Genomic DNA, 18608 nt, shown 5'->3' on the forward strand with positions numbered 1-18608 from the left:
CCGCGGCAGCAGCCCGCGCCCCGCCCGGCCCTGCCCGGCCCGGCGTTCAGGCCGCGGCGGCGGCCAGTTCGGCGCGCGCGGCGGCGGCCTTGCGGGTCTTGCCCGCGCGCGACGGCGGCTGGCACAGGCCGCAGACGAAACCTTGATGCGGATCATGCGCATGGGCGACGAAGTGGCCGCCGCAGCGCGTGCACGGGGTCATCTGCAGCATCCCCGAATCGAAGAAGCGCACGAGCGTCCACGCGCGCGTGAGGCTCAGCGCGGCCTCATCGCCGGACAGGTTCACGTGCTCCTGATAGAGCCGGTACGCCTTCACGATCGACTGGATCGGCTCGCAGCGGCCGTGGTCCTGCATGAACCGGTAGATGTTGTAGAACAGCGACGAGTGGATGTTCGGCTGCCACGTCATGAACCAGTCGGTCGAGAACGGCAGCATCCCCTTCGGCGGCGACGCGCCCTTCAACTCCTTGTACAGCTTGATCAGACGGTCCCGCGACAGGCTCGTCTCCGCCTCCAGCAACTGCAGCCGGGCGCCCAGTTCGATCAGTTCGATGGCGAGGGTGATTTCCTTCACCTCGATCACGACGCTTTTGCTTGCCATGGTGAAAACCGTCCGCTTGACGTTGTTCGGATGAATGGCCAATACGCTGCCGGCCGGCGCGGCACGCCGGGACAAACGCAAGGCGGGATGGATCAGCGGACGCCTTCGACCTGCTGCCCGGCCATCAGGATGGCCGAGTGGGCGTGCGCGACGACGTCGCTGCGGCCTTTGTCGGCGAGCGACGACAGCAGCGCGTGATCGTCGAAGCGGAAGCGGCACAGCATCTGGTTCGACGCGGCGAGTTTCACGGTCTGTGCGAGCGTGAGGTTCGCGAGCACGTCGGCGAGTTCCTGCGAAATTCCCATGCGGAACATGCCCATCGCCTTGTCTTCCCGCAACAGGCGTTGCGCGAGGAGGAGGTACGACAGGTTGACCTCTTTGATCTCACTGAGCATTTCGCTGGTAGCGCTCATGATTCCCCCGTTAAAAAGCTTTGCTTTGGCCATTCGTGTTATGGAAACGTTTGCTCGATCAGGGCCCTCTCGGCGCTCGGTCGGCACGTTTATAGTCTTACAGGGCGAATTCTGGCCAAACGGGATTTATGTCGGTATCAGCGAAGTGGCGTATGCCATGCAGGATTTGTCTGTAAACCGTGTAGGAATTTTTCCGACAAGGCGAATTGAAAGGGGGCAATCGGGAAAGCGGGGTGGTAGCGCGGATTCGGCTGCGAGGGGTCCGACTCCCGCCGCGCGGTGGCGGAAGGCTTGCCGGCAAGGCTGCCGGCATTCGGATCGGTAAAAATTATAGTGGTTTTTCACGATAGCGCAACAATAGTTGAGTCTGTCTCGATTCATGTTTCCGGGCCCTTTTTCTCGGGGTTTTCGCGTATTTCATCGTGTAACAAGCCTTAAGTGTTTGAAAAAACACTCGAACCCCTCAGGGCGATATCGATAATGGACTCCAATGGGCGGCGGCGCGAGCCGTGCCGGCCCGCCCCGCAGCTTGCCGTCCGGCGCCCCGCGCACCCCGCCCAGGGCCCGGCCACGTACCGCCAACAGCGTGCGTCGGCGAGTTCCGCAACCTTGTACGGGATCCACATCGGCGCCGCGGCGCACCCGGATCGACATCGGAGAACACCCATGCGAATTGCCCAGATCGCGCCGCTTTACGAAGCCGTTCCGCCGAAACTCTATGGCGGCACCGAGCGTGTCGTGTCCTACCTCACCGAGGCGCTCGTCGAACTCGGGCACGATGTGACGCTGTTCGCCAGCGGCGACTCCGTCACGTCGGCCCGCCTCGAGGCGGCCTGGCCGCGCGCACTGCGGCTCGACCCGTCGATCCGCGATTCGATGGCGCCCCACATGCGGCTCCTCGAACAGGTCGCCCGCGTCGCGCACGAATTCGACGTGCTGCACTTCCACCTCGACTACCTGCCGTTCCCGCTGATGTCGCGCCTCGACACGCCGTACGTGACGACGCTGCACGGCCGCCTCGACCTGCCGGAGCTGCAGCCCGTGTTCGACGCATTCCCGGACGCGCCGGTCGTGTCGATCTCGAACAACCAGCGCAAGCCGCTGCCGCAGGCCGCGTGGGCCGGCACCGTGTATCACGGGCTGCCCGACACGCTGCTCACGCCGCAGCCGGGCGTGAAACCCGAATACCTCGCGTTCCTCGGCCGGATCTGCCCCGAAAAGCGCGTCGACACGGCGATCCGGATCGCCGCGCAAAGCGGGCTGCCGCTGAAGATCGCCGCGAAGGTCGACAAGGCCGACGCCGACTACTTCAAGGAAGTGATCGAGCCGCTGCTCGGCCAGGCTCACGTCGAATTCATCGGCGAGATCAACGAAGCGCAGAAGCCCGCGTTCCTGTCCGGCGCGAAGGCGCTGCTGTTCCCGATCGACTGGCCGGAGCCGTTCGGCCTCGTGATGATCGAGGCGATGGCGTGCGGCACGCCGGTCGTCGCGTTCAACCGCGGCTCGGTGCCGGAAGTTATCGAGGACGGCGTGACCGGCTTCATCGTCGAGGACGTGCAGGGCGCGGTCGGCGCGCTGCACCGGATCGACAGCCTGTCGCGCACCGCGATCCGCGAACGTTTCGATACGCGTTTCAGCTCGAAGGCAATGGCGCGGCGTTATGTCGAAACTTACGAATCGCTTTGCACGGCGACCAGGCAACCGGCATTGCGCCGGGTCGCGGGCGCCTGACGCGGAAATCCGCGTCGAAATATTCGGTAAAATCCGCGCCGAAATCGGCGCGCAAAACCGCAAAACAAAAGAGCCGCATCGACGATGCGGCTCTTTCTATTTGGGCTTGCAGTCATTCGATCAGGAATCGATCGCGGTTTTTCCCGACGATCCAATTCGGCGGTTTGCCGCGCCCGCTCCAGGTCGCGCCGGACTTCGGATCACGGTATTTCGGGGGCAGCGGCGCCTTCTTCGGCGGGCGGCCGCGCCGCGCTCGCTCCGCGAAGCCCAGGTCCTGGGCCGTCAGGCCGTATTCGGCAATCATTCGCTGGACGTCGGCAATCACCGCCGCCACTTCCTGGCGACGCACGTCGTCCGCCTGGGCCTGCAGATCGGCGATCTGCGCCTTGAGTTTCGCGTATTGAGACATTTTTCGACTCCCCTTTTCGATGATGCGGCCCCGGCGAATCCGGCCGGGACACAAACATCCGTTACGTCATCCGCACTGCCGCCCTACCCTTCGAAATAAATGCTGTCATCTTTAACCAATTCGGCTATATCGAGAATGCGGACTTATTCTAATAAAAGGCCTTCGCCAGCCATTCAAATTTAACAATCGTTGACCCTCCCGGACCCGATTCATTTCCTATAATCCAGACCAATTCCGGGCGACGAAATAAATCCGTCGTGTCGTCCGGTTGTCTTCAACCCACTTGGACGAGGTCCTTACATGAATCTTTCTCAGCGTCTCGCTGCAGAGGTATTCGGCACGTTCTGGCTGGTGCTCGGCGGGTGCGGAAGCGCCGTGCTGGCCGCCGCCTTTCCGGGCCTCGGCATCGGCTTTGCCGGCGTCGCACTTGCCTTTGGCTTGACCGTGCTGACGATGGCATTCGCGATCGGCCACATTTCGGGTTGCCACCTGAATCCGGCGGTGAGCGTCGGCCTGACGGTCGCCGGCCGCTTCCCCGCACGCGATCTCGCGCCGTACATCGTCGCGCAGGTTGTCGGCGCGACGCTCGGCGCGTTCGTGCTGTACCTGATCGCGACCGGCAAGCCCGGCTTCGACGTCGTCGGCAGCGGCTTTGCGACGAACGGCTTCGGCGAGCGCTCGCCCGGCCACTACTCGCTGGCCGCGGCGTTCATCTGCGAAGTCGTGATGACGGGCTTCTTCCTGTTCGTGATTCTCGGCGCCACCGACAAGCGCGCGCCGGCCGGCTTCGCACCGATCGCGATCGGCCTGTGCCTGACGCTGATTCACCTGATCTCGATTCCGGTCACCAACACGTCGGTGAACCCGGCGCGCTCGACCGGCCCGGCACTGTTCGTCGGCGGCGACGCGATCGGCCAGCTCTGGCTGTTCTGGGTGGCACCGCTGATCGGCGCGGTACTCGCCGGGATCATCTACCCGCTGGTCGCGGGGCGTAACGACGCCGTCGACCTGCTGCCGCCATCGGCTCGCACCATCGAATAAAACACTACGGGGTCACGCGAGCAGAACAGCGAGCCTCACGCTGTCGAAGAACATCGAGGCAGGCAATTTCAACGGGCGCCCTTGGCGCCCGTTTTTCATTGCAGTTCAGGAAGCGCGCCCGGGTCGTTCGCTCAGGAAGCGGCGACGTTGTCCTCGAGCGAGAACAGCGTGCGCAGGTGGCGGGCGACGCCCGCATCGAAGTTGTTGCCGATCCGCGGGATGTGCGGCAGCCGCGCGACCAGGTCGGGATTCGCGTTGTTCATCATGAACGCGTGACCGGCGGTTTCGAGCAGGTCGATGTCGTTCATGTTGTCGCCGAACGCAATGCAGTGGCCGGTGTCGACGCCGAGCCGCGCGAGCACGCTACGCAGCGCGCGGCCCTTCGACACGTTCGCGGTCATCACTTCGAGACAGTCGGGCAGCGAGTACGTGACGTACAGCGCATCGCCGAACCGCACGCGCATCTGCTCGGCGACGATCGCCAGATCGGCCGGCTCGCCGATATACAACACCTTCGCGATATCCGCGCCGTCATGCGCGGGCATGTCGATCACGTCGTACCGGAAACCCGAATCCTGGTGGAATTCAAGCAGGTGCGGCGCATCGCGGTCGATCAGCCAGCCCTGGTCGGTGAACAGGTTGACGATCACGCGGCCGTGCAAGCCGACGACGTCCGGCTGCACGAGGCCGCGGACGATCGCGGGATCGATGTCCTGCGCGTGGATCGTCGTGTCGTCCGGCGCATGTACGCGCGCGCCGTTCGACGTGATCAGGTACGGCCGGATGCCGAGCACGTCGCGAATGCCCGCGACGTCCGCGTAATGGCGCCCCGTGGCGATCACGAACTGCAGGCCGTCGCGCTCGAGCCGGCGGACGGTGTCGATCGTGTACGGATCGAGCTGGTGATCGCTGTTCAGCAGGGTACCGTCGAGATCGGTGGCGATGACTTTGTACATGGGGCGGAAGAATGGCGCTCAGGGCTCTGCGGAACGGCCATTCTAACGTCGTGCCCGGCTGCGCGCCGGACGGTTCCCGGTCGAGCGCCGCCTGCGGCGCTGCTGCGGCGCGCCTTCAACCCGCTTCAGACACGTTCAGCCACATTCAAGCACCTTCCGCCGCCCGCAGCGCCTGCAGCGCGAGCCGCAGCGCGCCGTGCGCGGAATCGTCGAGCGGCGCGCGCAGCCGCGCGGCGTGGCGCGCCGGCACGGCCGGCGCGAGCGCGTCCGCGAGCCCGCCGCACAGCGCGACCGGCAGCACCTGCTGCGGATCGAGCGCGTCGATCATCTTGCCGATCTCGTCGCCGGCCTGCGCGATCAGCGCGCCCGCGACCGGATGCGAGCGGTGCGCGAACACGATCGGCGCGAGCCGCGCGTAGATCGTCTGGTTCGCATCGCACGACCACTGGACGAGCGCGTCGCGATCCTGCGCGCCCGTTTCCGCGAGCAGCGCGTCGGCGAACGCATCGCGCGGCACGCGGCCGTCGAGCGCCTGTTGTGCGTAAGCGAGCGCACGCATGCCGAGCCACGCGCCGCTCGCCTCGTCGCCGGACGGAAAGCCGAAGCCGCCCGCGATCCGGCACGCGCCGCCCGCATCGAGCGCCGCCGCGATGCTGCCGGTGCCGAGTGCGACGATGAGCCCGGGCGCGCCGCCGTGCGCGCCGACGACGGTCGTATACGCGTCGCTCTCGATCGCGAGCACATCGAGCGGCGCCTGCGCGCGGAACGCGGCAAGCCACGCCGCATTGTTGACGCCCGCGAGCCCGCAGCCGAGCGCGCACTGCGACAGGTCGAACGCGAGGCCGGCGCGCGTGAACGCGTCCGCACAGGCCGCGCCGATCGACGCCCACGCGCGCTCGATGCCGAGACCGAGCCCCGACGGGCCGCCGCGCCCCTGCGCGAGTTCGCGCCCGTGCCGGTCGGCCAGCACCGCGCGCGTGCCCGTGCCGCCGCCGTCGATGCCGATCGCAAAAAGTAATGTCGCCATGCCTTCATCCCGCTGATTCGAACAGGCGCCAAGCTTAACCGGATCGGCACCGCGCGCCCATCTGCCGTTCGGCCGGCTATCCCGCGAAAGGGGCTTCCGCTATGCTGGCGCGATCGAATCGACACTGAATACGAGGCAGACGATGTCGCAGCGGTGCAACTGGGTGAAGACGGAAGCGGACGCTCACTATCACGATACCGAGTGGGGCGTGCCGTCGCACGACGATCGCCACCTGTTTGAAATGCTGATCCTGGAAGGCGCGCAGGCCGGGCTGTCGTGGTCGACGATCCTGAACAAGCGCGCTGGCTATCGCGAAGCGTTCGCCGATTTTGATGTCGACGCCGTCGCGCGCTTCACGCCGAAGCGCGTCGAGAAACTGCTGGAGAACCCCGGCATCGTGCGCAACCGCGCGAAAGTGGAATCGGCGGTGACCAACGCGCGCGCCGTGCAGCGCATCCGCGACGAGCACGGGTCGCTCGCCGCGTTCCTGTGGTCGTTCGTCGGCAACACGCCGGTCCAGAACGCATGGGAGTCGTATCGCGACGCGCCTGCATCGACCGAACAGTCCGACGCGCTCAGCAAGGCGCTGAAGGCATACGGCTGCAAGTTCGTCGGCTCGACGATCTGTTATGCGCTGATGCAGGCGACCGGCATGGTCAACGATCACGAGGCCGGCTGCCCGTGCCACGCTCAATGCGCGGCGCTCGGCGGCAAGCAGCCGGCACGCCGGCGCAAGGCGGGCTGACCAGCGCCAACCATCACCCGGAGCCTGCAACGGCTCCGCCCCGTCCAGTCACCGCGCGGCGCGTGACGACGCCGGCACGACCGACCACGAGCGACAGATCGATCACCGGCACGCGCGGGTCGGCGACCTCGCCGCCACGGCACGAACTTTCCCGGCCTCCAAAAGCAAAACGGCGGAGCGGCCTCTTTCGAGACACACTCCGCCGTTTCGCGGCGAACCCTAAGACGCTCTTAGTGGAGCTTCTTCGGCAGCATCTGGCTGCGCAGGCGCTTGTGCAGGCGCTTGACGGCTGCTGCCTTCTTGCGCTTGCGGACTGCGGTCGGCTTTTCGTAAGACTGGCGCTCGCGCAGCTCAGCGATCAGGCCATTTTTTTCGATAGCGCGACGAAAGCGGCGAATCGCCACTTCGAACGGCTCGTTTTCTTTCAGAAGAATCGTCGTCATGTCGTTCCTAAATTGCTTAAACGGTCAAAAACGTAGCGGCCAAGCGCCACGCACCGGCCATCCGGGCGTCCCCACAACAGGCGAAACGAGCGGAAATACGGCCTCGGAGGCCGGAAAAGAGAGGCGGAAAGCACCGCGAGTACGCTTCACAACCGCGTGCAGCGCCGCGTTTGACTGCCAGCAGACATGCCGAAACCGGCAAAGGCGTGACAGAAATCTCAATTCAGCCCGCCATCATATCAGGGAATCACAGACAAAACCATCCTTTTGTCGATTGCGTGTGCACAGCCTTGCCACTCCGTCTGCGGGCCGTCTCTGCCCCCAGTTGATCGGGCATCTGGCCGGCCCGTCCGAAATGACAAAGAACGATAAAAAATCGGGACGAATCTCAATGCGCCCCTCAAGTTTTGTTTTGGCACGCCGAAATCCTGCTCTGAGGCGGCCAGCAATGAACGAGTGCTTCCGCCGACGCCAAAAACGGCTTCCCAGGGCTTTCGGCTTAAACAGGAGATTTTTCCATGCTCGGAATCAATAGCAACATCAACTCGCTGGTTGCACAGCAGAACCTCAACGGCTCGCAAGGTGCACTGTCGCAAGCCATCACGCGTCTGTCGTCGGGCAAGCGCATCAACAGCGCAGCCGACGACGCAGCCGGCCTCGCGATTTCGACGCGGATGCAAACGCAGATCAACGGCCTGAACCAGGGCGTGTCGAACGCGAACGACGGCGTGTCGATGATTCAAACGGCATCGAGCGCACTGTCGTCGCTGACGAACAGCCTGCAGCGTATTCGCCAACTGGCCGTCCAGGCGTCGACGGGCACGATGTCGACGACCGACCAGGCAGCACTGCAACAGGAAGTCTCGCAGCAGGTCCAGGAAGTGAACCGTATCGCGTCGCAAACGACGTACAACGGCACGAACATCCTGAACGGCAACGCAGGCATCGTGTCGTTCCAGGTCGGCGCGAACGTCGGCCAGACGATTTCGCTGGACCTGAGCCAAAGCATGTCGGCTGCGAAGATCGGCGGCGGCGTCGTGCAGAGCGGCCAGACGGTCGGCACGATCACGGGCCTGAGCCTCGACTCCGCCGGCGCTTACACGTCGTCGGGCGCGGCCATCACGGCCATCAACGTGACGTCGGACGGCAAGGGCGGCTTCACGTTCACCGACCAGAACGGCTCGACGCTCTCGAGCGCTGCGGCATCGGCAGTCTTCACGACGACGACCGCAGCCGCTTCGAACGGCACGACGGTCTCGCAAATCTCGATCAGCGCGGGCGCGACCAGCTCCAGCATGTCGTCGGCATCGCTCACCGCGATCACGAACGCCGTCGCGCAGATCAACGCCGTCAACAAGCCGGCAACGGTGTCGGGCCTCGACATCAGCACGGTCAGCGGTGCGAACGTCGCGATGGTGTCGATCGACAACGCGCTGCAAACGGTGAACAACGTGCAGGCAGCACTCGGCGCGGCACAAAACCGTTTCACGGCGATCGCAACGGCGCAGCAGGCAGAATCGACCGACCTGTCGTCGGCACAGTCGCAGATCACCGACGCGAACTTCGCGCAGGAAACCGCGAACATGTCGAAGAACCAGGTGCTGCAGCAAGCAGGCATCTCGGTGCTCGCACAGGCGAACTCGCTGCCGCAGCAGGTCCTGAAGCTCCTGCAGTAATCTCGTAGCATCCGACGGCCGGGCCCCGCGTAACGCGCGGCCCGGCCGCAAACGCTTGGCGCGCGCGGCCTTGCCCCGCGTCCAGATCTTCACCCAGCATTTCACGGATCATCCGCCGCACGGAGCAATACGATGTCGACGATCAATTCCGCCACCAACTCGGCCAACAGCCAGCTGCAGCAGGCTGCGCAATCGATCATCAGCGGGTCGACCGGCAACTCGTCGATGGACGTCAACTCGCTCGTGACGGCGCTCGTCAATGCGAAGATCGCCGGTCAAAGCGCCGCGCTCACCGCAAAGCAGGCCAGCGACAACACCCAGATTTCCGCGTACGGCGCCCTTTCGGCGGCGCTGAGCGCGCTGCAGGCCAGCCTCACGACGCTGTCGAACGGCTCGCTGCAGAACACCTTCACCGCAACCGCGAGCGGCACCGGCCTCACTGCGACCGCGGGCGTGGGCGCCGTCGCCGGCAGCTATTCGGTCGGCGTCACGCAGATCGCGACGTCGCAGTCGCTGTCGTCGGCCGCGTTCGGTTCGTCCACGGCGCTCGGCACCGGCACGATGACGCTGTCGCTCGGCAGCCAGTCGTTCACGGTCGACGTGAACGGCACGAACAACACGCTGTCCGGCATCGCCGCCGCGATCAACAACACGACCGGCAACCCGGGCATCGTCGCATCGGTCGTCAACGGCAGCGACGGCGCGCACCTCGTGCTCAGCTCGACGCCGACCGGCGCGGCGAACGCGATCAGCGTCGCGCTCAGCAACGTGTCCGGCGACAACGGCCTGTCCAGCCTCGGCGTCACGTCGACGGCCAGCACGACGGGCGGCCAGTCGACCTTTACGTCCGCGAACGGCAGCGCCGCATGGAAGCAAAGCACGGCCGCGCAGGACGCCGCGTTCACGATCAACGGCATCGCCGGCACGAGCGCGAGCAACACCGTGAAGAGCGCGATCACCGGCGTCACGCTGAACCTGACCACGGCCGCCGTCAACGCGAGCCAGACCCAGACGCTGACGGTCGCCACCGACACGAAAACCCAGGCCGCCGCGGTCAACAACTTCGTGACGCTCTACAACACGCTCGTCACGACGATGGGCTCGCTGTCGAGCTTCACGTCCGGCGCGTCGTCGCAAGGCCCGCTGCTCGGCGATTCGACGCTCAACACGATCAAGAACTCGCTCGCGTCGATCGTCGCGAGCGGTGTGAACAGCAACGGCTCGACGGTCAACCTCGCGTCGATCGGCGTCACGCTGCAGGCCGACGGCACGCTGAAGACCGACAGCGCGACGCTCAACACCGCGCTGCAGACCAACCCGTCGGGCGTTGCGTCGCTGTTCAACTCGACGAACGGAATCGGCGAGCAGCTGACGACGAACATCACGAATTACACGAAGACGAATGGGCTGATCGCCGCGCGCACGACGGCGCTCAGCAACGATCTGAAGAGCGTCACGACGCAGCAGACGAACCTGTCGAACTACGCAACGCAGTTGACCAACCAGTACCAGGCGCAGTTCACCGCGCTCAACAAGCTGATGGCGACGATGAACAGCAACTCGCAGTACCTGACGCAGCTGTTCGGTGGCGCGAACAGCGCCGGCGCGATGTCGAACAACAAGGGCTGACCGCCAGCCGGACAAGAGAGCCACGATGGAACAGACCGAACTGATCGCGCAGCTCGACGCGCTCACCGACGCAATCGATCATGCAGCCGCGATGGCCGACTGGATCGAGGCGGCGCGCCTCGTCGACGCACGCGAGCCGCTCGTCGCGTTGCTCGCGGCCGACCAGCCGCCGGCCGGCATCGCCGCGATCCGCCGCATGCAGGCCAGCAACGACCGTATCTTCGCCGACGCGCAACGCGCGCAGCAGGAATTGACCGACGAATACCAGGCGGCAATGGGCCGCGTGCAGGCCGTCGGCCAGTACCAGAGCGTCGCGAGCCGCTGACGCACCCCAGGCGCAGCGCCGAACCGCGCGCGCCAACCCGACAACAAGAACTACACGCTGATGTGAGGGCGTGCTCGTTCGCCTCCGCCCGCCTCGTGCGGGCATTTTTTTTGGCACGCCGACGGCCGCGTCGCCGTGCCGCGGCAGCCCGTTCAATCGGCCAAACTGACCGGGCTTTTACCGTCACCTCGCGGCATCGGCGCGGCGGCACGCTACCGATAATGGTATCGACCGACTTTCCGCAGATTTCATCATGCTCCCGTCCGATCCGTCCGCCACCGCCACGCTCACGCCCGAGCAGCAACTCGCGCAGGACATTGCGCTCGTCATGGACAACGCGCTCGAACGCCAGCGCAGCGGTGCCTTCGACGACGCGCAGGCGCTATACGAGGCCATCCTCGACGCAGTGCCCGCGCACGCGGACGCGCACTACAACCTCGCGGTGCTAATGGTCGATACGGGCTGCCCGGCCGACGCGGTGCCGCATTTCGAAGCCGCAATCGGCGCGAATCCGGCCAACGGCTACTACTGGGTCAGCTACATTCACGCGCTGTATCGCAGCGGGCAAACGCCCGCCGCGTGGATCGCGATCGAGATCGCACAACAGCGCGGCGTGCGCGGCCCCGCGCTCGACGGGTTGATCGCGCAGATGGCGGCGCCCGACCTGGTGCTCGCAACCGCGGCAGCGGTCGGCGTATCGAGCGGCATCGACGCGGCGATCGTAGCGGAAACCACCGGAGGCCCTCCTGCGGGACGGGATGGGGCCGGCAAGCCGGTCAGCCGCGCCAGTCAGAACCATCTGCAGAAGCACGCCGCACTTTTCGGCAAGGGCAAGCACGCGGAAGCCGTCACATATGCTCAGCGACTGGTCGCCGAATTCCCGGACGACGGTGCATGCTGGCGTGCGCTGTCCGCGTCACTGCACCGGGAAGGTCGCTTTGCGGAGATGATCGATGCCGGCTTGCGCACGATCGAATTGCTGCCGGAGGAAGTGCTTGTGCGCATCCTTCTCGCCGATACGCTGCGGGTGACTCATCGTTTCGCGGAGGCGGACGAACAGTGCCGTCGCCTGCTCGAGTTCCAGCCTGGGCACCCGGAGGGACTGCGCATCCACGGCCTCGTGCTGTTCGCGCTGCGTCACACGGACGAAGCAATTGCGACCTGCCGACGCGCGGTCGAACTCGCGCCCGGCGCGGCCGCCCCGCTCGGCACGCTCGGATTCGTGTTGCTCGAACACGGTGCGACACAGGAGGCACTCGGCTGGCTGCGGCGCGCGCTAGAAATCGACCCGACCGACAGCGTGACTCACAGCAGCATGCTGTTCTGCCTCGTGCATAGCAGCGACCTCGCTCCGCAAATGCTCTTCGACGAACACCGCAAGTTCGGCCGACACTACGACAACCACAAGCGCAAACGCACGGCCGTTTTCTCAAATTCGCGTAACCCGACACGCCAGCTGCAGATCGGCTTCGTGTCGGGCGACCTGTTCAACCATGCGGTCGCTTCCTATGCCTTGCCCGTCATCGAGCATCTTGTGACCGATACGGGCATCGCGATGCACTTCTATCACAATCACGTCGAGGAAGATCAGATATCCGGACGCTTCAAGGCCTGCGCGAAGAGTTGGCGTAATGTCGCCGGCATGACCGACCGGGCGTTCCTCGAGCGCGTCCGCAATGACCGAATCGACATCATGATCGACCTGTCGGGCCACACCGGCCGTAATCGGCTCGTCGCGCTGGCGCAGCGTGCGGCACCGGTGCAGGCGTCATGGATCGGCTATCCGGTCACGACAGGGATCGCCGCGATGGACTACTACCTGACGGATCGCTTCGTCGCGCCGCACGGTCAATTCGACGACCATTTCGTCGAGCAGATCGTGCGGCTGCCTGCGAGCGCGCCGTTCATGCCGCCACAGCATTGCCCGCCCGTCAACCTGCTGCCTGCGCTGCACAACGGCTACACGACCTACGGCAGCTTCAACCGCCTGAACAAGTTGAGCCCGCACGTGATTTCGGTCTGGGCGCGCGTGCTGCACGCGAATCCGACCGCGCGCATGGCGCTTGGCGCGATCGGCAACGACGGCGACCAGAACACGCTGACCGAATGGTTTGCCGCCGCGGGTATCGATGCCGGACGCCTGTCGTTCCACCGCCGCTCGAACATCCCCGTGTACATGCAGCAGCACCATGGTGTCGATCTGTGTCTCGACACGTTCCCGTACACCGGCTCGACCACCACGCTGAACGCACTGTGGATGGGCGTCCCGACCTTGACCATCCCCGGCGTGACGTTGGCCGGGCGTGGCAGTGCGACCTGGCTGCAGCACGTTGGGCTCGACGCCTTCATCGCGGGCGACGAGGACGATTTCGTTGCGAAGGCGCTCGCGCTCGGCCAAGACACCGCCGCCCTTCAGGCACTGCGCACCGGCCTGCGCGCACGCTGCTCGCAATCCGCCGCGTTCCGCCCGGCCGTCGTCGCGGCCGGGCTGTCGTCGGCGCTGCGTACGATGTGGACCCGCTGGTGCGCGGGCGAGCCCGTCACCGCATTCGACACGCCGTTGTTCGACGACACGGCTACCGCACAGGCCGCGGCCGAGGCCTGAGCTCCACGCGATACCGAGAGAGAGACCGCCATGACCGCCAGCCTGCCCGCGTCGTCCGTCGCGCAACTGCCGCACGAACGCATCTACGTCACGCAACCGCACCTGCCTCCGCTTGAAGAATTCCTGCCGTACCTCGAGAAGATCTGGGAAAGCCGGACGCTGACCAACGGCGGCCCGTTCCACCAGCAGTTCGAGCGCGCGCTGTGCGAGTATCTCGACGTGCCGTACCTGTCGCTGTTCGCGAACGGCACCCTCGCGCTCGTCACCGCACTGCAGGCGCTGCGCATCACGGGCGAGGTGATCACGACGCCCTATTCGTTCGTCGCGACGGCGCACTCGCTCCTCTGGAACGGCATCAAGCCGGTATTCGTCGATGTCGATCCGCATACGCTCAATCTCGACCCGGCGAAAATCGAGGCGGCGATCACGCCGCAGACGACGGCAATCATGCCGGTGCATTGCTATGGACATCCGTGTGACGTCGAGGCGATCCAGAAGATCGCCGACAACTACAACCTCCGCGTGATCTACGACGCCGCGCACGCGTTCGGGGTTCGAACCGGCGACGGCAGCGTGCTGAAGCATGGCGACCTGTCGATTCTCAGCTTCCATGCCACCAAGGTCTTCAACACGTTCGAAGGCGGGGCCATCATCTGCCCCGATGCGAAAACGAAGCAGCGCATCGATCATCTGAAAAACTTCGGATTTGTCGACGAAGTCACGGTCGTCGCCTCCGGCATCAACGGAAAGATGAGCGAAGTGAATGCAGCGTTCGGGCTGCTGCAGCTTCAACACATCGACGACGCACTGGCCCGCCGCCAGGAAATCGACGCTCGCTACCGGGAATTGCTGCGGGATATACCAGGCATCCGCTGCTTGCCGGACGCCGGCGAAATCGCCGCGAACTACGCTTACTTTCCGATTCTCGTCGAGCCGGAATACCCACTGAGCCGCGACGCGCTATACGCGAAATTCCGCGACCTCGACATCTACGTGCGACGCTATTTCCATCCGCTGATTTCGGATTTCCCGATGTATCGTGGCCTGCCGTCCGCCAGTCGTGCGAACCTGCCGGTGGCCGCCGAAGCGTCGATGAAGGTGCTGTGCCTGCCGATCTATCCGGCATTGACGAAATACGACCTGCTGCGCATCGTCAGCGTGATCGCGGAGCACTGATCGTGCGTCTGGCGATCATGCAGCCGTATCTGTTTCCGTATCTCGGCTACTTTCAGCTCGCGGCGTCGGTCGACCGCTTCGTGTTTTACGACGACGTCGCGTACATTAAAAACGGCTGGATCAACCGAAATCGCATTCTGCTCGGGGACGCGCCGCACTACCTCACCGTTCCGCTGAACGGTGCCAGTTCGTCGCGCCCTATTCTGGATGTACGCATCCAGCCGCGGGATCGCTGGATGCCCAAACTGCTCGCAATGCTGCATCACGCCTATTCGCGGGCGCCGCAATATGCACCCGTTATCCGGCTCGTCGAACGTGTGCTGTCGACCGATACCGATGCAATCGGACAGCTGGCGTCGCACAGCGTCACCGAGACTTGCGCCTATCTCGGCATCGAAACCAAATTCATCTCCACGTCGACCGGTTACGGCAACGTCATGCTGCGTGGCCAGGCTCGGGTGATCGATATCTGTCGCCGAGAAAGCGCCCGACTCTACGTTAACGCACCCGGTGGCCGGACCTTGTACGATCGTGCGGCGTTCCTCGACGCCGGCATCGACCTCGCGTTCATCGAACCCGAATCCGGCTCGTACACGCAATTCGGCATGCCGTTCGTGCCGAATCTGTCGATCATCGATGTGCTGATGTTCAACCGCGTCGACACGGCCCGCACGATGCTTGCAATCGACACGGTGGCCGCATGATCGACGACGCAATCGGCGGTTACCTGGCGCTGGAATGGCCGGACTGCGGACGCGAATGGCATCGCGACGCGATGCGCTTCCAATCCGCACGGGCGGCATTTCTCGCGTTGTTGCGCGCACGTATGCCGTCCGCCGTCTGGGCGCCGTGGTACCTATGCGACAGCATGATCGAACCGTTGCGAGCGGCCGGCACGCCAATCCGGCGTTACGCGCTCAATCGCGACCTTGGCTGCCCGACCATCGCGCTCGGTGATGGCGAGTGGCTCCTGTATGTAAATTATTTTGGCGTATGCGATCACCACGTCGATGATGTGCTCGCCCGGCACCCACGGGAGCGGGTCGTGATCGATAACGCACATGCGTTCTTCTCCTCCTCGCGCGACTGCCTGGCGACCGTCTATTCTCCCCGCAAGTTCGTTGGCGTGCCCGACGGTGGCTACCTCGTCTCGCAAGCCCACATGCCGCTCCCGGAACGCACCGACGACGACTCGATCGCACGCTGCCGCCACCTGCTGACGAGGATGGCTGCCGGCGCGGAAGCAGGCTATGCCGACTTCGCAGCGGCCGAGGCAAGCCTCCAACAACAGGAGCCGCAACGCATGTCGACACTGACGCAACGACTGCTCGCAGGCATCGACTACGACACTGTGCGCGCGCGCCGGATCGCGAATTTCCGCTATCTGCATGCACGTCTCGGCTCCCGCAACCGCCTGTCGCTCACCGACAAGACCGATCGCGTGCCGCTTTGCTATCCGTTTTTCGGCGCGCCGCGCGGACTCCGCGACATATGGCGCACACAACGCATCTACAGCGCGACGTACTGGCCCGATCTGCCCTCTGGCCCCGACATCCCGGATTTCGAGCGCAATCTTCCGCACGACACGCTATTCGTCCCGTGCGACCAACGCCTGTCGCCGGAACAACTGAAGCCGCTCGTCGACCAGATTCTGGAGCAGTGCCGTCAATGAAAACCGTCATCACCTTGCGCGAACTCGATCGTGCCGACCTTCCTGTGCTGAATGCATGGCGCGCGGATCGAAACCTCGTCGACATGCTCGGCAGTCCATTCCGATATGTGAATGCCGAAGTCGACGGAAAGTGGTTCGATGCGTATCTGGCGAACCGTCACCGGAACGTGCGTCTCGCCATCTGCGACTCCACTACGCAACAGGCAATCGGCGTCGTTTACCTGCTCGACATCGACTGGGTCAGTCGCAACGCTGAGTTCGCGATCCAGATCGGCGATACCTCGGCGCGCGGTCTCGGCATCGGGACAGAAGCGACCCGCCTTGCGCTTGATCACGCGTTCGACGACCTCAACCTGCACCGCGTGCACTTGACCGTGTTGGCCTCCAACACGCACGCGATCGCGCTTTACAAGAAGGCCGGCTTCCAGGCCGAAGGTTTGCAGCGACAGGCCGTCTTCAAATCGGGACGCCATGTCGACGTCGTGCCGATGGCCATCCTGGCACACGAGCGTCCGACGCGTCGCTGAATCGAATTTTTCCCGTCAACGAGTATGACCCCTATCGATAACCGCCACGAAGCCGAGCTGGCCTGCGCCGGCTGGACCGTCATACCCCACGCGTTCGACACGGCACTGACCGACATGCTGTGCCGTGCCCTCGGCCCATCGTTAGCGTTGCGCGATGCGATCCGGCTACGCAACGGCGTCGCAACGGACGCTAGCGGCACGCTGCATCACCTGCTAGCCGACGATCCGTGCTACATCACGCTGCTGGCCGCGTTCGAGCCGTTCGCATCGCTGTTTCATACCTACTTCGGCGGCAAGTTCATCCTCAACTCGTACGGCGGCGTCATCAACGAACGCAACACGCATGCATACGTCAAGAACGTGCATCGCGACATTCGTTTCGGTTCGGAAGACCGGCGCTTCATGTTGAATGCACTCGTGATGCTCGACGACTTCACGACGGACAATGGCGCGACGTGGTTGCTGTCCGGCTCGCAGGCACTCGCCGAGCCGCCCGACGACGAACGGTTTTACGCTCAGGCGTCACGTGCGACCGGCAAGCGGGGCTCGCTGCTGCTTTTCGATTCCCGGTTGTGGCACGCCGGTGGACACAATGTGACGGACGCACCGCGCCGCGCGCTGACGCTCACGTTCACGAGCCCGTTCTTCAAGCCCCAGCTCGACTACCCGCGGCTGCTCGGCTATCGCAATCTCGACCACTACGATACGTGGCTGCGTCAAGTGATCGGCTTCAACGCACGCGTGCCCGAGTCGCTCGAAGATTTTTACGTGCCGGTCGAACGGCGCTTCTATCAACGTGGACAGGATTGACCCCATGAACCGCGATTACGACTCCGAGGCGAAGGACCACCCCGAGCATCGCTACGCCTACGACTTCGACTACCGGATGCATGAATACATGATCCGGACGTTTGCCCCATTTTTCGTAAACGGCAACGCGTTGGAACTCGGCTGCTTCGAAGGCAATTTCACGCATCTGGCCGCTCGACGCTTCCAGGATCTGGAGGTAGTCGAAGCATCGGCCGATTGCATAGCGGCCGCTTCGAAAAAGACATGCGGCGCAGTGACGTTTCATCACTCGACGTTCGAGACGTTCGAGCCCGCGAGGCGTTACGACAATGTCTTCCTGATCCATACGCTCGAACACCTCGATCATCCGGTGGACGTGCTGCGCCGCATACGAGGGTGGCTATCGCCGAAGGGGAGACTGTTCGTTGCCGTTCCGAACGCCCGCGCGGCATCACGGCAGATCGCCGTGCACATGGGGTTGATCGAACACGCTGCGGCGGTGACCCCGGCGGAAGCGGCGCACGGTCATCGGGTTACCTATTCGCTCGATACGCTGCTCGCCAACCTGCGGGCAGCCGGCCTGCACGTTGAAACATCGGGCGGCGTCGCCTTCAAGGGACTCGCGAATTTCCAGATCGATGCGGCGCTCGCGGCGGGAATCGTTTCGGATGCCTATCTTGAAGGGTGTTTTGAGCTGGGACGCACCTATCCGGATCTCTGCTCGAGCATCTACGGAATATGCGGACGGGGGGAGTAAACCGGAAGCTCCGCATATCGCCCACTTCCTCGTGAGCGGATCGCCCGCCTTGATTTGTTCTGCGTACGGCAGATATACGATGTGCC

The 18608-nt window shown here is 64.4% G+C and carries 19 protein-coding genes; 13 read left to right on the top strand and 6 right to left on the bottom strand.

What is annotated here, in order from left to right; translation table 11 throughout:
• Nucleotides 1–46: 46 nt before the first annotated feature.
• On the bottom strand, nt 47–601 hold the full coding sequence (gene flhC / locus GD429_RS29730; RefSeq protein WP_152862394.1) for a flagellar transcriptional regulator FlhC: 555 nt from the start codon (nt 599–601) through the stop codon (nt 47–49).
• Nucleotides 602–693: 92 nt separating this feature from the next.
• Nucleotides 694–1014: a flagellar transcriptional regulator FlhD gene (gene flhD, locus GD429_RS29735; RefSeq protein WP_011350590.1), complete on the bottom strand. Its 321-nt coding sequence runs from the start codon at nt 1012–1014 to the stop codon at nt 694–696.
• A gap of 666 nt (nt 1015–1680) precedes the next feature.
• On the opposite strand from flhD, the gene GD429_RS29745 reads away from it, so the two are divergent.
• Nucleotides 1681–2745, top strand: coding sequence for a glycosyltransferase family 4 protein (locus tag GD429_RS29745; protein ID WP_152862396.1), 1065 nt, complete (start codon nt 1681–1683; stop codon nt 2743–2745).
• Between the two features lie 112 nt (nt 2746–2857).
• On the opposite strand, the gene GD429_RS29750 is transcribed toward GD429_RS29745, so the two are convergent.
• Nucleotides 2858–3154, bottom strand: a complete 297-nt coding sequence (locus GD429_RS29750; protein WP_006489320.1) for an H-NS histone family protein — start codon at nt 3152–3154, stop codon at nt 2858–2860.
• 300 nt (nt 3155–3454) lie between these two features.
• Between GD429_RS29750 and aqpZ the strand changes: the two genes are divergently transcribed.
• Nucleotides 3455–4195, top strand: coding sequence for an aquaporin Z (gene aqpZ, locus GD429_RS29755; RefSeq protein ID WP_152862398.1), 741 nt, complete (start codon nt 3455–3457; stop codon nt 4193–4195).
• 131 nt (nt 4196–4326) lie between these two features.
• Here the strand turns inward: aqpZ and GD429_RS29760 are convergent, their stop codons facing one another.
• Nucleotides 4327–5151, bottom strand: coding sequence for a Cof-type HAD-IIB family hydrolase (locus GD429_RS29760; protein ID WP_152862400.1), 825 nt, complete (start codon nt 5149–5151; stop codon nt 4327–4329).
• 145 nt (nt 5152–5296) lie between these two features.
• Nucleotides 5297–6178: a BadF/BadG/BcrA/BcrD ATPase family protein gene (locus GD429_RS29765; protein ID WP_152862402.1), complete on the bottom strand. Its 882-nt coding sequence runs from the start codon at nt 6176–6178 to the stop codon at nt 5297–5299.
• 142 nt (nt 6179–6320) lie between these two features.
• Here GD429_RS29765 and GD429_RS29770 point away from each other — a divergent pair, with 142 nt between their 5' ends.
• Nucleotides 6321–6923, top strand: a complete 603-nt coding sequence (locus GD429_RS29770; protein ID WP_152862404.1) for a DNA-3-methyladenine glycosylase I — start codon at nt 6321–6323, stop codon at nt 6921–6923.
• A gap of 230 nt (nt 6924–7153) precedes the next feature.
• Here GD429_RS29770 and rpsU read toward each other — a convergent pair whose 3' ends face one another.
• Nucleotides 7154–7366, bottom strand: coding sequence for a 30S ribosomal protein S21 (gene rpsU / locus GD429_RS29775; RefSeq protein WP_006401410.1), 213 nt, complete (start codon nt 7364–7366; stop codon nt 7154–7156).
• Nucleotides 7367–7884: 518 nt separating this feature from the next.
• On the opposite strand from rpsU, the gene GD429_RS29785 reads away from it, so the two are divergent.
• From GD429_RS29785 to GD429_RS29830, 10 genes are all read left to right on the top strand, one after another.
• On the top strand, nt 7885–9042 hold the full coding sequence (locus GD429_RS29785) for a flagellin (RefSeq protein WP_152862408.1): 1158 nt from the start codon (nt 7885–7887) through the stop codon (nt 9040–9042).
• A 132-nt stretch (nt 9043–9174) separates the two neighbouring features.
• Complete coding sequence (fliD, locus tag GD429_RS29790; protein WP_152862410.1) at nt 9175–10671, top strand: flagellar filament capping protein FliD; 1497 nt, start codon at nt 9175–9177, stop codon at nt 10669–10671.
• Between the two features lie 25 nt (nt 10672–10696).
• Entirely contained in the window at nt 10697–10996 is a 300-nt protein-coding gene (locus GD429_RS29795) for a flagellar protein FliT (RefSeq protein ID WP_152862412.1), read from the top strand.
• Between the two features lie 253 nt (nt 10997–11249).
• Nucleotides 11250–13601 carry a tetratricopeptide repeat protein gene (locus tag GD429_RS29800; protein WP_152862414.1) on the top strand — a complete coding sequence of 784 codons (2352 nt, stop codon included), beginning with the start codon at nt 11250–11252 and terminating at the stop codon, nt 13599–13601.
• A gap of 30 nt (nt 13602–13631) precedes the next feature.
• Nucleotides 13632–14777 carry a dTDP-4-amino-4,6-dideoxy-D-glucose aminotransferase VioA gene (gene vioA / locus GD429_RS29805; RefSeq protein ID WP_131948757.1) on the top strand — a complete coding sequence of 382 codons (1146 nt, stop codon included), beginning with the start codon at nt 13632–13634 and terminating at the stop codon, nt 14775–14777.
• Between the two features lie 2 nt (nt 14778–14779).
• On the top strand, nt 14780–15481 hold the full coding sequence (locus GD429_RS29810) for a WbqC family protein (RefSeq protein ID WP_321574974.1): 702 nt from the start codon (nt 14780–14782) through the stop codon (nt 15479–15481).
• On the top strand, nt 15478–16449 hold the full coding sequence (locus GD429_RS29815) for a hypothetical protein (RefSeq protein WP_152862416.1): 972 nt from the start codon (nt 15478–15480) through the stop codon (nt 16447–16449). Before GD429_RS29810 ends, GD429_RS29815 begins: the two co-directional genes overlap by 4 nt.
• Nucleotides 16446–16976 carry a GNAT family N-acetyltransferase gene (locus GD429_RS29820; protein ID WP_131948754.1) on the top strand — a complete coding sequence of 177 codons (531 nt, stop codon included), beginning with the start codon at nt 16446–16448 and terminating at the stop codon, nt 16974–16976. Before GD429_RS29815 ends, GD429_RS29820 begins: the two co-directional genes overlap by 4 nt.
• 24 nt (nt 16977–17000) lie before the next feature.
• The gene (locus tag GD429_RS29825; RefSeq protein ID WP_227791788.1) at nt 17001–17786 is read left to right on the top strand and encodes a phytanoyl-CoA dioxygenase family protein; all 786 of its coding nucleotides are present in this window, start codon (nt 17001–17003) and stop codon (nt 17784–17786) included.
• Nucleotides 17787–17790: 4 nt separating this feature from the next.
• On the top strand, nt 17791–18522 hold the full coding sequence (locus GD429_RS29830) for a class I SAM-dependent methyltransferase (protein ID WP_152862419.1): 732 nt from the start codon (nt 17791–17793) through the stop codon (nt 18520–18522).
• Nucleotides 18523–18608: the final 86 nt, after the last annotated feature.

Source organism: Burkholderia sp. BE17, from assembly GCF_009362305.1.
Taxonomy (GTDB): Bacteria; Pseudomonadota; Gammaproteobacteria; order Burkholderiales; family Burkholderiaceae; genus Burkholderia; species Burkholderia pyrrocinia_C.